Source organism: Ammoniphilus soli, from assembly GCF_040813775.1.
Genome location: NZ_JBEGDL010000036.1, coordinates 16,713 through 30,915, shown reverse-complemented (window position 1 = coordinate 30,915; position 14,203 = coordinate 16,713). Strand labels below are relative to the sequence as shown.

Genomic DNA, 14,203 nt, shown 5'->3' with positions numbered 1-14,203 from the left:
TTTTTTTTCAAACGAACAGAAAAGTGCGCAGGCGAGCGTTATTAATTATAAAATGTAGAATCAGCAGACGAGAGTGGGGTAAAATGTTTTAGTGGTTACTCGTATGCAAAAGTTTATCTGACAAGATCTGAACAATCCGATCTCCAACTTCAGAAGTGGCAGCCTGTCCATTCATGTCCGGCGTAAGAACCTGTCTTTCTATCATAATGGATTCAATAGCATCTAATGTCATTTCAGCAAGCTTCTCATACCCAAGGAATTCCAACATTTGGCTAGCGGACCATATGGCTGCAAGTGGGTTAGCCACCCCTTTACCTGCAATATCCGGTGCGGAACCATGGATAGGTTCGAACATCGAAGGGTAAACTTTTTCCGGATTGATATTAGCTCCAGCAGCTAATCCCAACCCTCCTGCAATCCCCGCGCCAAGATCGGTTAAGATGTCTCCAAATAAATTGGATGTCACAACCACTTCAAAACGCTGAGGTTGTTTAATCATGAACATACTAGCTGCGTCAACTAAATAGGAATAAGTTTTTACATCCGGATATTCCATTCCTATTTCTTCAAACACTTGATCCCAGAACACCATCGAGTAATTCAATGCATTGGCCTTACTGATGCTAGTCAATGATTTCCCCATCCTTCGGGCCGTTTCATAGGCGTATCGTATAACTCGTTCAGTTCCTTTACGCGAGAAGACACCTGTTTGTAAAACCACTTCTTCTGGTTTTCCTGGAAATAACCAATCTCCTTTTCCTGCATATTCACCTTCACTATTTTCTCTAATGAAAAGCATGTCAATGTCTTCCCTTTTAGCATCCATTAAGGTTTTAGGTGCACCTTTTAGTAACTTAATCGGTCGAATATTTATATATTGGTCAAACCCCTTTCGAATCTTAAGGAGCAAATCCCAAAGGGATATATGGTCAGGAACTCCAGGATATCCAACCGCCCCTAAATATATGGCATCAAACTGTAATAACTGTTCCAAACCTTCACTCGGCATCATTTCTCCATGCTTCGTATAATATTCACACCCCCAAGGAAAATAGGTAAATTGGAATTTAAATTCTCCACGTATTTCCGCTACTTTCTTTAAAACCTTGACACCTTCTGCGATTACTTCAGGACCAATGCCATCACCTGGTATTACAGCGATATTGTATATTTTCATAATAATTCCTTCTTTCATATTGTAAATTGCTGTTTTGTGCAATATTTTACTTACCGTTCAGTAGATTGTAACTTAAGTTCTCCTCATCATCATCACTTTCCATTCACCTTCTTGACACACTTCACCAAGCTGATTTACAACCTCAACATGAAAATTTACAATTCCACGATCAGGTTTTGATGTTTCACGTTTTGACAGGATGGTTTCAATGACTTTAATCGTATCACCAATTTTAATTGGAGCTTTAAGATCCCATGTCATTCCTAAAAAAGCAATGGCTGTTCCCTCTTTTATTCCTAGTCTGCTTTCTAATCCAATTGCAATGGCAAATCCAGCTGGACCATGTAATATTCTTGTTCCAAAAGCTGTCTTTTTGGCAAACTCCTCATCCGTATGAATTGGATTATAATCCCCAGAATACCCCGCATAAAAAGCTAAATCTGTCTCAGTAATTGTTCGGCGTGGACTTTCAAATTTTTTATTTACTTCGAAGTCTTCGTAGTAATATCCCATTCAATAATTCGTCTCCCATCTTAAAAATTTCTTAATTTATTTTACTTAACAGTAAGTAAGGTATAATGTTATTATACCTTCTGCAATTTTAATTGTACAGAAATTTCTATTATCTATACGAAGCACACAATCGTCGAGCCAGTCGGCGTTATAAGGGCTATTCATATCGTTAAAAAAGCAGGAGCGCTTTCGGCTTTTCTGGCCCGCCCCTGTTCAGTCAAAATAACAACCCACTAGCTACATTAGGTGAACTGGTAAGTAATAATAAACGAAAGTGATTGCAATAAGACCCACTCCACTTATTATCATAAATAAAGGGTATCTTTTGGTTATTGCTAGTTCCTTACTATCATACATAGACTCTGGTATGACAAAAAGCTTTTCTCTTTCTAATCGTTCTTCTTCTGTAACGTTAGTCAACTTTGAAATTAAGACTAATGATGTGATCGATAAAATTGTGCCAATTATTACTGGTGGCAAGAATAAAGGCAACGTTAATCCAAATAATTTCAACGCCTCTCCTACTAGTACTCCAAATAATCCTAATAGAATACTCCAAAATGCTGCTGTTTTAGTCACCTTTTTAGAATAAATACTGGCCAAAGCCATTGGACCCCACGAAGCAGCAAACATTGTAGCCGCACTATAGGCAAGCCACATCACAGAAGTTGGCGGTTTTAACCCAATAATTAATACGATCACACTTGCAATCAGCATTGAAGCCTTTGCCAAATTGAGCACCTTTTTGTCAGACAGATTTTTATTTGGAATTATATCTCTAGCAATTGTGTTTCCAATCAATTGTAAGAAAGTGGAACAAGATGAAAGTACAGCCGCCATGATCCCGCTAACTACAATAACTCCCATCCACATTGGTAGAATATTCTGCGCCGCCCAAATGTAAGCACTCTCCGAATTGGTTATTTCCGGTTTAATTAAAGGTAATGTAGCCATAGTGGAATGCAAGAATAGATAAATAATTAGCATAGGTATTGGTGCCAGCATTCCAGCTCTAAGTATAACATGTTCATTCTTTGCCATAAGGTATCGGCTAGTTTGCCAAGGACTTATAGCTGTTACGAATGCCCAAGAAATTGCCATAGTGATAACCCAAATAAGAACTTCACTTTTCGTACCCATATATGCACCTTCACCAGTTATACCATGCCAGTTAAAAACTCCTTCTCTACCTTGTTGTGCTACACTATTAATAAATGCATCAGGCCAACCACCTGTTGCCATTAGTATGACTGGAACAGAAATTACACTTGCAATAAAAAATAAAAAGAACATAAAAGTATCAGTTACTAAAACACCCTTAGCACCAGACAAAAACGTAAACGTAGTATAAACTAACCACATTATAATGAGTGCGAGAACATAATTTATGCCCAAAATGTCTGCAAGAATTATGGTACCAGCTTGTGCAACGGAAACTAAATAAGCAGTAATTCCTACAATTACTGTAATAGAAGCAGCAACTTGGACTTTTTTCGATTGAAATCGATTACCAAAGAATTCTGGTAATGTAAGAGCTTCACTTCTTCTTAGGTATTTACCGAACATAATTGTACCTAGAACATACCCACTACACATAATCATAATAAAAATGGCTAACAAAATGGGATATCCATCATAAGCAAAACCAACTTCTCCAGTAAAACCTACACTGCTTACTACTGACGCTACCAATGATCCTACAATAAGAACAGTAGATGCATTTCTGCCTGCCACGTAATAATCAGCTGCATTAGTAACCTTTTTAGAGACATAGATACCTAATAAAGTGATCAATATAAAGAATGTAACTACACCTACAGCAAACACTATAATCCCCCCAATTCTTTATTTACGTTATCTTTAGTTACATTGGACAGATCTTGAATATTATTAATGGATTTCTCTATTCTAAGGATATGGTATTTGCAAATCACTCCATAAATTATTAAGGAACCCCCGAAAAAAACAGTAAAAATCAGATCTCCAATAACCACTTTAATCATCCTCCTAAAAGTAATGTTTTCTTTCATTTTCTCTCTCATTTTCAGTTAGTGCTGTAGTGTGAAGTTTTCACTTCATCTCACAAGTTCAACCTTGGCTAAGAAGCTGGCAAAGTGAGAACGCCCATTCGATTTTTTATACACTCGGCCTAGTTCTTTCATCCAAGTTGCCAACTTCGTTAACCCGTCCCAATCTTTGTGGAATACGCAATCCTTACCTAGCTCAACTCCGCGAAGATCCACTTACATGAACTTCGCGCTTATCAATACGATTCCATATAGATTAGGGCTATTCGAATTCCACTTTAGGTACTTTGGTAGTTTGCTTAAGTAAAGCTAGCTGCCTCTTTACTACTCGTATGTTCTTTGTTCGTATTTACTCTGTCTTTAAGTAAAAACATATTAATTAAAATAGATACAAATAGATATATAGTTAAAGCCACGAATCCAATGGAATAAGAATCTGTTGTATCTTTAACATAGCCAATTAATAACGGGACAACTAATCCTCCTATTGTAAAACCTAAACATATAACGATACCATTTACAAAGCCTATTTTACTTTGATCAACCGTATCAGCTACAAGAGCATAGGCGACTGGCATTCCTGCATAAGCAAACAAACCTGCTAATGGAAGCAAAATGGCCAGTAAAGTATAATTCCCTATCACATAAGAATAGGTGAAACCAAAAAACATTACTAGTAATCCAACACCAGCAACATTAATGAGTAGTGCACGTTTACCTAGCTTATCTGAAAAAAATCCAGCGGCAATAGCACCTAGTGTACCTGCAACTGCAAAGGATGCTCCAATAAACCCTGCAAGTCCTTCAGACCATCCACTTTCCTCTATAAGAATAGTTGGCACCCAATAGACTGCTAAACTAAATGCGCTGATTTGAGCTATTACGTATATCGAACTACCGATCACATTTCTGTTAATTAATAATGGTATATTAGATTTAAATCCATTATTCTTTTTCAATGTTTCAACTTCAATGGTTTTGCTAAAATTTGGTGGATCTTTTAGATATTTTAAAGCGATAAAGAGAATGATTAAGAACGGTAAGCAACCTATTAAGGAGCCAGACCTCCAACCAAATGTGATGAGAAATATCGAGAATAGATAAGTAGCAACTAATGTTCCAACTCCATCTGCTCCTAACATTACGCCCATACTAATTCCATTGGGCTTTAGAATCTTGAAACCATAATATAGCAAGGGTATAAGGAGCGATTATTAACGCTGCTACACCTATTCCAATAATGGCTCTTTAATATTTTACACAAATATAAAATTATTTCTTTTACCAAAAGATTATAAGCTAGTCTCGATGACGCACTTCGTGACATCTACATTGCAGTTTCTGAGTCCTCTATACTTTCGTAACTATCTGTCTTTTTTGAAAGATATAAGTGTTTATATGCATTTTTGCAAAATGGTACAGAAACAATACCCATAACGATACAACCCATACTGGCAACCAGAATATTATTTAAAGCAGTAACGTCTCCAAATATCAGTTTGGATAGCAAGGGATTAACATATCCGGCAAGAAATTCCCCGGAGAACATTGCTACAATGCATAAAGAGCTAATAATTTCAGCAATCCTACCCTTGAATCCCAAAATTACAAGCGTATTTACAGCTGAGGAAAATATCAGAGCCCCCATCCCTGCAAAAATCCATCCTAATATAACAGCGTAATTACTAGGTAGAGTTATGCAGAAGATACCTGCCATTGCGACAACTACTAACGCTATCATCAGACTAAATCTTTTTAATTTTTTCATCCATATAAATATAAAGGCAGTAGCAAAAATGCCAAAGAAATTTCCTATGGAAGCGCCCATTCCGACCTGACTTGAACTAATATTCCGTTCATTAATGAAATAGTCAGACACATTATAAGGAAATCCTATATAGAAAAATCCTGCGATAAACCGAACAACCAAAAGGGCAATTATAAATTTGGGAACTATAGATAATACGGATTTTATGGATAAACTGGTTCCCTTTTCGGATTCAGTTGTTGTTGTCATTGCAATATCGTTTGTGTTATCACTATTTACACTTGGATAGAAAAATACTGTCAAAATAATAATTGGAATAATTAAATAAAAAACATTGTACGCACTTGCCCAGTCTCCATCAGATGCAAGATAGCCTGCCAACGCCTGAACCATAACCATCCCCAAAGAAAGCACTGCGTAATCAAATCCAATTACTTTATCTCGAAGTTTCTCAGGTGCGATGAATGTCAGAGTCACATTATTCACCGAGGGCAGCAATCCTGCCGGCAGTCCAGTCAATGCTGTTCCAATCAATGCAAATGTCAAACTGTTTGTTCCCATGAAACGGATAATCAGACCGCCGCAAAGACTTAGGCAGAGGGCAATCATCACAATTGATTTCTTACTCATAATGCGCATCAATGGTATTGCGGCAAGTCCACCGATCAAAGCGAATAACGATGGTAATGACATCATCAAAACGGTGAGAGAACCCTGCCCAGGGAAGCTATTAACGATATATCCATAGACAACGATTGAAACAACAAAAAACCATGAAGTAAACGAACCTAAATAGACAACGCCTAATTGTAAATATCTTTTCATACTCTTTCCCCATTTCTCTAGATTAGAAAACTATATTTTTTCTTTCGTCAACAATTAATTAAGGCTTCGCACACTTAAAAGGGATTTCATACTTTCGTGACCAGGTGCATTGATATTACTCTGTTTTCCAGTTATGTGATGAATATGCCATATGTCTAAATGACTGCCACCGTATTGGAGGATTTCTTCTTGAAAATCATAGGGGGATAGGGGTTGGCAGACAAAAACGGTAGTTCACAACAAAACTGAGCTTATTAATCATATCCTGACCAAACAGCTCAATATACCCCCATATAACGGAACATCCCATAGACCAACCAATCAAATTAACTTTAGATGCAATCCTCCTCAGGTAGATCGACGACTCCTCCCATTTGAGCAAATCCTACATTCTTATAAAGAATTCAATTTGACCAAACTCCTTAATTGTGTCTGTAACGACTTTTTGAACTTCAGCTGAATTTGTTACATTTGCCGTTCGATAAGAACAGACCCCTTTTTCATTAAGAATAATTTGGCACGTTTGTTCCGCAGCTTTAGCATGTAAGTCTACGGCCATGACTTTTGCACCTTCACGTGCATAAGCAACTGCTGCCGCTTTGCCATTTCCCCATCCTTCCCCAACTGATCCTGCTCCAAATTATTCTTTAATCGATTTGTCATCATTGCACCCTTCTACAAACTGTTCAAGATTGAAACCAATAAAAGGAATTTTCGTTCTTATAAAGTTTTACTTTTTGATTTATGGTTGGTTCACTCTTAACAAGACGAGCTGTTACGTGTGTCCCTTCATCTAAATCAATCATGCTTGAATGATTTGGAACATACTCTCCCATACTCAATCCTTGCAGATTTCTCGCAGTTCCTGCGAAAAAACGAATTTGATTGATAACAAATTCAATATCCGCCTGTGCATACGCAATTGGTTTCCCCACATTAAGCGATTCTAAATGCGCCAAACGTTCGCTATTCTGTTCGATTAGATCGGCCCATTTTAATAGAAGTGAGCTTCTTTCAGACGGTGTCGTTGTTTTCTTTCATGTTATAAATGCCTCTTCAGCAGCTTCTACTGCTCTATTGACATCCACTTCTGTACATAACGGAACTTCTGCAATAATCTCTTCTGTCACTGGATTCAAAATAGGGAATTAATTACTATCTACACTTTCTATTAGCTCACCATTAATAAATGCCTTATACCGTTTTTCTACTTTTTGTGTTGTCATTTCATAGCCTCCTCAATAAACTTGATTTATCCGAACCTTTTAACACCAACACCCACGCATAGAAAAATCATACTTCCTCATTACTTACTGTTAAGTAAATTACGTAGTTGCTACCCTTTTTGCTATCCATTTCATCTTTGCACTTGTTTTTTTACTTACCGGAAAGTAAAACGGAACATCTTCTTTTTCGCCCATATTCGAAGCATAAAGACTTTGTTACCCTTAATGTGACAACGCTTACAACCCTAGGCGTTTATTATTCGCGGTAGCTTACACAATCATTTTATTACAATTATTCACAAGGTAAGAATTCACAAACCTCCCTTTGTTACTTACCAGTAGGTAAAATTTTTTTCTATTTTTTATGTTATCTTTCACCCCCATTAGAGTAAGTTTCAAATTTATTGTACATTATACCGCACAATTTGTATATATAATTTTTGAAATATTCTACAATCTATTCCAAGCCACAATTTGGTAATCAAACATTAAGACCCTCAAGAGGTGTTTAGTTAATATTTATTTTGAAAAATTTTTACTCCTTAGTAATAGCACGAAAGGCCTGTTTGCCAAAGTGGCCAAAATAAACCGAGATTAATCTACAGAATTCTGCCTTTTGTTGCATTTCTTAACCGATACCTTCTTCGTTCAGTACATCAAAATTATGAGAGAGGGTATGGGAAGGATCACCGATCATCGTATAGGTGATTTATCCTTTTTATGGGATGCTTCACATAATACATTATGTTAAGGCTGTACTTAACCAAGAAACATATAGTAAAATAATTATCTCAACCAAAAGAGCAATTATACACGGGATTGTACCTTTAATTACAACCTCCAACTTTTCATCGAAATTACCAGAAATTTCAAATAAACTCGAACCTATTGGTGGTGTTATTTGTCCTAACATTAAACAAATCACTATTAGGATTCCAAAATGAATAGGATCATAACCAAGACTTATAGCCGTAGGGAATAATATTGGTATAGAAATATATAAAATAGGAACAGATTCTAGAAAGGTTCCGAATACTAAAATTAAAACTAATATGCATATCATAATAACCCAACTAGGAGCAGTAAGATTTGCTAATATTTGTGTGATTTGTTGAGGAATTTGTGAAAATGATAAAGCCGTTGAAAATACAGTAGCCCCGCATAAAATTAAATAAATAACAGAAGTAGTGACCATTGATCTAACAAGGCTTTTCTTTATATTAAGTATTGTAAATTCTTTTCTATTAAAAATAAAACTAATGATTAATATATAAATTATTGACATAGCAGCTGCTTCAGTAGGAGTGAAAATACCACCATAAATTCCACCAAGTACCTTGATGATTTTTGATTAGGTTTAATGAATCAACTAGCTACTGTCTCGTAGTACTCATCGCCGAAAATATACTGTTTCCTTTCAAAAAAAATTGAGCTGGGTTGAATTTTACAAACTCACCGGACAGTTGACCGACTACTATCCAACGCCCCCCCAACGCCAGACTTTTTCTAACTGAATTAAATACTGGTGTTCCAACATTATCGATAATCAGATCAACACCATAACCGTTGGTGACCTCTTTTACCTTTTTTGAAAATTCCTCACCTTTTTCTATCAAAATTACAACATCTGCTCCAGCATCTTTTATTACATCGACTTTACTCGAAGACGTTGTGACACAAATGACAAATCCTCCAGCACTTTTTGCAATCTGTACTCCATGTATTCCAATGCCGCCCCCTGCACCAGTCACTAATACTCTTTCTCCTAGCACTAAATTGCCAATTTCTCTTATAGCGTTTAATTCCGTTCCCACAGCACAAGCTGCAATCGCCGCTTCATCTAACGAGACCCCCTCAGGAACAAGGGCTAAATTATCTTCTTCCACAACAACATATTCCGCATAACCACCATTCAAACCGTAATCACCTAAAACCCTGGCCTCAGGGCATAGTGTTTCTTTCCCACCTCTACACCATTTACAGTGCCCACATATATGATGTCGTTGGGTCGTTGCAACCTTGTCACCAATTTTAAAATCAATTACACTCTCCCCTATAGCCACTATTTCACCAGAAATTTCATGTCCTGGAATTAAAGGCATTTTAATTCCTCGTCTTAACGTACCATTTCTAGTAACAACATCATGAAAACAAACACCACATGCATGAACTTTAATTAGAACCTCGTTATCCTTTGGCTCCGGAACAGGTAAATTTTCAACTTTTAAGACGGAAGAATCTCCCGTTTCACGTACTACTATTGCTTTCATAATTTTGTCTGCCCCTTAGTTAATACAGTTTACTTCACGTAGCTTTTAATCAACCATAAACACCCGCAAATCATGAAACTCATCATAATTTACGGGTGTTTAACCTAAATACTCATATCAATTACAAGTTTACCAACATAATTCTTGGAACCAAAAGCAAGCTGGGCTTCCGACAGCTTTTCAAGAGGGAACAATTCATGAACAATAGGGTTCAACCTACCAGACTCTACATAATTTACCAAGTTGCTAAGTGCCTCTGGTTCTGGAAAACAAATTCCAAAATATTGTAGATCCTTATAAATTAAGTCTCTCAAATCTATATTTACTGCTGGACCTACAAGAGCTCCTGCTGTTGAAAGACGGCCTTCACGATCTAGTATATTACATAATTTATTAAAGTCTTCCCCACCTACAACATCTAAAGCAACCGTTGCTCCGTGTTCTCCGATTGTGGCTTTAAGTTGTTCACCAATATCTCCATCGTCTCTTGTTAGTACTTTGTCAGCGCCATGTTCAAGGACCTGTTCTTTTTTTGAACGGCTACTAATCGCAATGACCTGAGCACCACGTAGTTTAGCTAATTGAACATTGGCAAGTCCGACACCTCCTGAAGCACCTGTAACCACAACAACATCGTTTCTTTTTACTCCTGCACGAATCTGCATTTCCTCTGCAGTCTGATATGCACATGGAAGAGTTGAGAGATGAGCAAAACTTGTATTAGAATTTACCTTGATAGCATTTTCTGCAGGTACAGAAACATAATCTGCATATCCTCCATCCTTTTCCATTCCAAGATACTGCACTCTAGGTGCATAGGGAGGTAACTTCTTTTCTCTAATTATTGGATCAACCACGACTCTTTCACCAATACGTTCATTACTTACCTTTGAGCCAACAGCTACAATTGTTCCAGCAATTGAAGCTCCTTGTATACGAGGGAAGCTCATTTCTTTTCGCTCCCATGTTCCCAAAATAGTTTTCATATCTTGAAAACCATTTTTCACAACATCAAAGGTAATACCACTCTTATTATTTGCTTCATACCACCCAACACGTACGTTAATATCTGTATTATTTAGTGCACATGCACCAACTTGTACAAGTACTTCTTTCTCACCAATATTAGGAACAGGATATTGTGCTCTATATTCTAATTTGTCTATACCACCATGTCCAGTCAAAACAACCGCACGCATTGTAGTGGTACTTTTATTATTTGCAACTTCTTTAATCAAGATAACTCACCTCATAGAAATTAAAATTTAGTTATCGATGAATAATATTTATTCTATATAACTAGCAAATCAATAGATTAAGTTCATTTTTTTAGTTAAGATCAATCCACACATTTTTGATTTGTGTGTAAGCATCAATTGAAGCTTCTCCATTTTCTTTTCCGATACCACTTTGTTTATATCCACCAAAAGGGGAATTAGGCTCTTCAAGGTTGTACGTATTTACCCAAATATTACCAGTTTGCATAGAATTAACTACTTTAAATGCTTTTTTAAGATTTGTTGTGCAAACTCCACCACCTAAGCCATATTCAGTTTGATTAGCAATCCGAATGGCTTCGTCCACTCCATCAAATGGAATAACTGAAACAACAGGTCCAAAGATCTCTTCTTTTGCAATGGTCATATCATTGTTCACATTGGCCATTACTGTCGGCTTAACAAAGTACCCTTGGCTTAAATGCCCTTCCGTTGCATCACCACCGATAAGCATTTCTGCTCCTTCTTTCCGTCCAATATCTATATAATTTAAAACACGTTTTTTCGCTTTTGCTGAAATTAATGGACCAATTACGGATGATTCATCAAAACCATTACCAACCTTGTATTTTTTTGAGTATTCAGCTAAATCTGCAACAAATCTATCATAAATTTTCTTTTCCACTAGCAGTCTTGAACCTGCATAACATACTTGACCAGTGTTAAGGAAAATTGCATTTGCTGCATTTTCCAAGGCATTTTCGTAATCTGCATCCGAAAAAATTATGTTAGCTGATTTACCGCCCAATTCTAATGTAACTTTTTTAATATTAATTGCACTGTTCTGAATTATTTTCCTTCCAACTTCTGTTGAACCAGTAAATGCAACTTTATCGACATCTGGGTGTGAAGCCAATGCATCTCCCACTGTGGTACCTCGACCAGTAATAATATTAACAACCCCATCAGGAATTCCCGCTTCCTGCATAAGCTCTCCTAAGCGCAATAAACTAATTGGTGTTTCTATCGATGGTTTAATAACAATTGTATTTCCTACAGCAAGTGGAGCGGTAATTTTCATCACAGCACCTATTAATGGGGCATTCCAAGGAAGAATTCCTGCACATACTCCTAAGGGTTCTCTTTTGGTAAAATTAAAAACTTCCCCAGGAATAGATGAGGTGAAAGTCTCCCCAGTAATTTTTGTTGCACACCCCGCATAATATCTGAAATTTTCGGCTACAAAGGCTGCAAACTCACTCGTAGTAGACAACGGCTGACCGTAATCCAGGGTTTCTAAATGGGCAAATTCTTCCGCATTTTTTTCAATTAAATCGGCAATCTTTAACATCAGTTTTGCACGTTCATTTGGTTTCACTCTTGCCCATGGTCCTTCTTCAAACGCTTTCCTCGCATGCATAACTGCTAGATTGACGTCCTCCTTGTCCGCCTCAGGAGCCGTCGTAATTATTGTTCCATCGGCAGGATTAATAATTTCTGTTCTCTTACCACTTAGAGCATCTACCCACTTGCCACCTATAAACATTTTTAATGGTTTAAATGCAAATTCTGCTGCTTTAGGATTTAGGGAAACCAATGTTGACATAGTATATTCCTCCTTATTATTCTTAAGGCTCGACGATTTTTCTGATCCGTCATATTTCCTTCTATGCTACTTTTGGTAAAAGACTTTCCATTTTCAATTCATGTAAACCGATGCTTATAAATTTTATTATCAAGAAATTTAGTTGAGATTTCTAACAATTAGAAACGATCAATTATAACCGCTCCTACATTTTTTTGAGCCTGCATATCTAAAAGGATTTGTCCAGCTTCCTCAAGAGGAATTGTTTTTGTAACCATTTTTCCAGGGTTAAGGGTTCCATCTTTAATCAATTGAATAATAGAAGGATATTGATAGGATGGAATTCCAGCTGATCCAATCATAGTTAACTCATACATCATAATGTCGTCAACGGGAACTTCAATAAAATTAGTTGCAGTGATACCAATCTGGACATGTCGCCCTCTAGCTCTTAGGCTTTTAATTGCAGGTTGAATTGTTTGTTTAGAGCCTAAAGCATCTAAAGATACATGAACTCCGCCCTTGGATAGTTCTTTTATTTCGGAAGGTACGTCTTTTCCTCTCGCGTTAATTGTAAATGACGCCCCCAGTTCTTTAGCTAATTTTAATGCTTCGTCATTAATGTCAACAGCAATTACAATCGCTCCTATGGATGCAGCAGTATGAATAGCAGATAAACCAACACCCCCACACCCAAAAATCGCAACCCATTCGCCCGGCCGTACTTGCCCTTGAGCAACAATGCCGTGATAGGCAGTGGGAAATCTGCAGCCTAATGAAGCGGCTTCCACAAAACCTATCTCTTCAGGTAAATGAACTAACGTTGTATCTGCCTTTGGGATAAGTGCGTATTCTGCAAAACCTCCCCAACATGTAATACCAATCTCCATACGATCCCCACATACATTAGGGTGACCAGATGAACATTCATAACAATGCCCACATCCATGGGTTAATGGAACTACAACTCTATCACCTTTTTTAAATTTGGTAACATTTTTACCAACCTCTTCAATTATCCCACAAAATTCATGCCCCATGACAAATGGTAATTCTTGTGATTGGCCAATCCCGTCTAATCCTCCATCCCATATATGCAAGTCACTTCTACATACACCACTAGCCAATACTTTTATGATTACTCCATCTGGAGTTAAATCGGGGTCTGCAACTTGTAAGATTTCTAAGGGCTTTCTAAGTTCTGTTAATACCGCAGCTTTCATTTAAAACACTCCTTGTATGAGATATTTCAAAGGCAAATTTTTCATTGTACTAGGTATATTAATAGTTTGCTGAAGTAGAGCTAGCGCATCTGAACTACTCGTATTTCCTTTTTCTTAGTGTATAAAAGCATTCACTATAGTATCTACCTATTTTTACCCTCCTTTTTTACTGAATGGTAAGTAAGTTTAGTATATTATATTAACTTTTATTTGTAAACACTTTTTGAAGTTTTCACATTATTACTACTCTGAGCATTTATATATTAAGAGGCCGTTCAAAAAAGATACCCCTCACGTAAAACTGAGATACAGATTTCTATTCTAAAGCTCCAAAATGATATAATAATCCTCCAAAGTAAGGAGGATTATCTC

Annotated in this window: 11 protein-coding genes and 2 pseudogenes; all 13 read right to left on the bottom strand. The window is 36.9% G+C overall.

The features are described 5' to 3' along the window. Positions 1-88: 88 nt before the first annotated feature. The 13 genes and pseudogenes from ABLT31_RS32255 to ABLT31_RS32195 all read right to left on the bottom strand — a co-directional run bounded on the left by ABLT31_RS32255 (position 89) and on the right by ABLT31_RS32195 (position 13,831). On the bottom strand, positions 89-1,177 hold the full coding sequence (locus tag ABLT31_RS32255) for a tartrate dehydrogenase (protein WP_367759459.1): 1,089 nt from the start codon (positions 1,175-1,177) through the stop codon (positions 89-91). Between the two features lie 72 nt (positions 1,178-1,249). After that, complete coding sequence (locus tag ABLT31_RS32250; RefSeq protein ID WP_367759457.1) at positions 1,250-1,690, bottom strand: MaoC/PaaZ C-terminal domain-containing protein; 441 nt, start codon at positions 1,688-1,690, stop codon at positions 1,250-1,252. A 237-nt stretch (positions 1,691-1,927) separates the two neighbouring features. Then, positions 1,928-3,517: a sodium:solute symporter family protein gene (locus ABLT31_RS32245; RefSeq protein WP_367759455.1), complete on the bottom strand. Its 1,590-nt coding sequence runs from the start codon at positions 3,515-3,517 to the stop codon at positions 1,928-1,930. Between the two features lie 248 nt (positions 3,518-3,765). Beyond that, positions 3,766-3,933, bottom strand: coding sequence for a hypothetical protein (locus ABLT31_RS32240; RefSeq protein ID WP_367759454.1), 168 nt, complete (start codon positions 3,931-3,933; stop codon positions 3,766-3,768). Between the two features lie 83 nt (positions 3,934-4,016). Beyond that, positions 4,017-4,868, bottom strand: coding sequence for an MFS transporter (locus tag ABLT31_RS32235; RefSeq protein ID WP_367759452.1), 852 nt, complete (start codon positions 4,866-4,868; stop codon positions 4,017-4,019). Between the two features lie 176 nt (positions 4,869-5,044). Then, entirely contained in the window at positions 5,045-6,310 is a 1,266-nt protein-coding gene (locus ABLT31_RS32230) for an MFS transporter (RefSeq protein ID WP_367759450.1), read from the bottom strand. A gap of 385 nt (positions 6,311-6,695) precedes the next feature. Continuing rightward, a pseudogene (locus ABLT31_RS32225) lies at positions 6,696-6,872 on the bottom strand (hypothetical protein); the annotation flags it as partial. A 124-nt stretch (positions 6,873-6,996) separates the two neighbouring features. Further along, a pseudogene (locus ABLT31_RS32220) lies at positions 6,997-7,449 on the bottom strand (aldehyde dehydrogenase family protein). Positions 7,450-8,278: 829 nt separating this feature from the next. Then, positions 8,279-8,878, bottom strand: coding sequence for a TRAP transporter large permease subunit (locus tag ABLT31_RS32215; protein WP_462976564.1), 600 nt, complete (start codon positions 8,876-8,878; stop codon positions 8,279-8,281). A 31-nt stretch (positions 8,879-8,909) separates the two neighbouring features. Next, positions 8,910-9,806, bottom strand: a complete 897-nt coding sequence (locus tag ABLT31_RS32210) for an alcohol dehydrogenase catalytic domain-containing protein (RefSeq protein ID WP_367759446.1) — start codon at positions 9,804-9,806, stop codon at positions 8,910-8,912. Positions 9,807-9,910: 104 nt separating this feature from the next. After that, positions 9,911-11,044 (bottom strand): zinc-binding dehydrogenase, encoded by a 1,134-nt coding sequence (locus ABLT31_RS32205; protein WP_367759444.1) that lies wholly within the window; start codon positions 11,042-11,044, stop codon positions 9,911-9,913. Positions 11,045-11,135: 91 nt separating this feature from the next. After that, entirely contained in the window at positions 11,136-12,629 is a 1,494-nt protein-coding gene (locus ABLT31_RS32200) for an aldehyde dehydrogenase family protein (protein ID WP_367759442.1), read from the bottom strand. A gap of 158 nt (positions 12,630-12,787) precedes the next feature. Further along, a complete protein-coding gene (locus ABLT31_RS32195; RefSeq protein WP_367759440.1) occupies positions 12,788-13,831 on the bottom strand; it encodes an alcohol dehydrogenase catalytic domain-containing protein in 1,044 nt (347 codons plus the stop codon). Between the last annotated feature and the right edge of the window lie 372 nt (positions 13,832-14,203).